General features: G+C 57.6%; 2 protein-coding genes. Both read left to right on the top strand.

Going from position 1 to position 2260, the window contains the following annotated elements:
• Positions 1-290 (top strand): pentapeptide repeat-containing protein (locus NW841_RS12675; protein WP_414386737.1); only part of this gene is annotated, 290 nt, incomplete at its 5' end.
• A 43-nt stretch (positions 291-333) separates the two neighbouring features.
• Positions 334-1968 (top strand): AAA family ATPase, encoded by a 1635-nt coding sequence (locus tag NW841_RS12670; protein ID WP_414386734.1) that lies wholly within the window; start codon positions 334-336, stop codon positions 1966-1968.
• Positions 1969-2260 lie beyond the last annotated feature (292 nt).

Below are 2260 nucleotides of genomic sequence, written 5' to 3'. Positions count from 1 at the left end.
GGGCCGACCTGAGCAGGGCCAACCTGAGCGGAGCTAACCTGAGCGGGGCGGACCTGAGCGGGGCTAACTTGATCTTGGCCAACCTGAGTGGGGCCAACCTGAGCGAGGCCAAGCTGTGGCAAGCCAACCTGAGCGGGGCCAACCTGAGTGGGGCCGAGCTAAGGGGAGCAAACCTGGACGGCACGGATCTGAGAGGAGCAAACCTAGAGGGCGCAAAACTAAGTCCCGGCTGGGATCGATTTGTCGACTTGAGCGGGGCCATCCTCCCCGACGGAACCATCCATCCCTAGGCGGATCCCTTTGCTAGACTACCTACAGCTAGCAGCTAGATCCATGAGTTCCTTAGATCTCGCCTTTGCCAGCAATCACCAAGACATTCTCACGCTGCTGGACTTGGTGGTTCGCGCTCGCTACCCTTTGATCTACCTGGTTACTCCCGAAGAAGCCCCGGCAGAGGAGCTGCTACAAGTTCTGGCCGATTCTCTCAAACCCAAGCGCAAACTCCTAATCTGGGATATCGTCTCTGGCTGGTCAGATAACGGCCAAAACAAAGGTCAATTGATGCCTGCTCTGGGCCGCATCGGCGCTATCAAAGAGGACGAGGCGGTTATTTGTGTTCTCAAGGATCTAAACCCCACCCTGAGAAATCCAGAACGCTCAGATAACTATCCCGTTATCCGCTACCTAAAAACCTTGGCCAGAGAGGGCCGCCACAGCCGCAAGTCCATCATCCTCCTGGGTCAAGAAGCCGTTGTCCCTGCCGAGCTGCGCGAGGAAATTGTAGTCTATGATTTTCCCCTGCCCAGCATCGACGAAATTGAGCGGATCATTACCCGCGCGATCCCTGCCCGTCAACTGGAGCTAAGCGGCCCAGCGCGGGAACAACTGGTTCGAGCCTGTCAAGGGCTGACCCGGCAGCGCATTGAGCGGATCCTGGCCCGCGCCCTAGCCGCCAAAGGCAAGGTCAGCGAGGGCGATATTGACCTGGTTCTGGAAGAGAAAAAGCAATACATCCGCCAGACGGAAATCCTGGAGTTTTACAACCCCTCCGAGACCCTGCAAAATGTCGGCGGCCTGGAAAACCTCAAAGCCTGGATTCGCCAGCGCCGCAACAGCTTTAGTGCCCAGGCCCGCGACTATGGCTTGCCCAGCCCCAAGGGCATTTTGCTGGCCGGGATTCAGGGTACCGGCAAGTCCCTCTGTGCCAAAACCATAGCCCGCGAGTGGCGCATGCCCTTGCTCCGGCTGGATGTGGGGCGACTCTTCGGCGGGATCGTCGGCGAAAGTGAAAGCCGCGTGCGCCAGATGATCCAAATTGCCGAAGCTATGGCCCCCTGTGTTTTGTGGATTGATGAGTTGGATAAGGCCTTTGGCGGCGTCAACAGCGAGTTTTCAGGAGATTCGGGCACCAGCAAGCGGGTCTTCGGCAGCCTAATTACCTGGATGCAGGAAAAAACCAAACCCGTTTTTATTGTTGCCACCGCCAATAATGTCCGCATCTTGCCGGCTGAGTTGCTGCGCAAAGGCCGGTTTGATGAGATTTTCTTTGTCAATTTGCCCAACCAGCGGGAGCGGGAGGAGATCTTCCAAGTCCACATCCAGCGGCTGCGGCCCAACCGCTTGCGGGATTTCTCCTACCCTGAGCTGGCCATGGCCAGCGAAGATTTCAGCGGGGCAGAAATTGAACAGGCCATCTACGATGCCATGCACATGGCCTTCAACCAGGATCCACCCCGCGAGTTTACCCAGGAGGACATCCTTAGCGCCATTCGCCAAACTGTTCCTCTGGCCGCCATCGCCCGCGACCAGATTCAGGACTTAAAAGCATGGGCTGCCGAGTCCGGCGCCCGCACGGCCTCCCAAGACCAACAACTTGTGCAGGAGCTGCGAACGCTGGTGCAAAAAAGAGGGCTGGGCCCCATCGAAGTCGACAGCCCCTCTTCGTTTTTCCCCTCCTCCCCCTCCTAAGTTCTCAGTCCTGGTCTTCTGGCGGGATGTAGCAGCCCTACCAAAACCATTAGCTCCCCAGGGATCCAACAGACAGCGGCTGCTTTGGGCTACGGGATCCCTGATTTTGGTGGTCGATTTGGGGGCTGGAAGCTTACCGAGCTGAAGTAATTGCCAAAACTGACCGGGCCTATGGCTTATGCAGCAGCAGGTAGTTGGAAGGTTAACTTGAGGTCAGGGATGGCGGAAAACTTTGATCCCGTTCTGGGTGGGCAGCAATTGGCCGGCTCCGATCCAGTCATGGGAGGCTTGG

The organism is Synechococcus sp. H60.3 (genome assembly GCF_047462295.1).
Lineage (GTDB): Bacteria > Cyanobacteriota > Cyanobacteriia > Thermostichales > Thermostichaceae > Thermostichus.
Note: the sequence above shows the minus strand (reverse complement) of the source record. Positions and strands in the feature narration are given on the sequence as shown.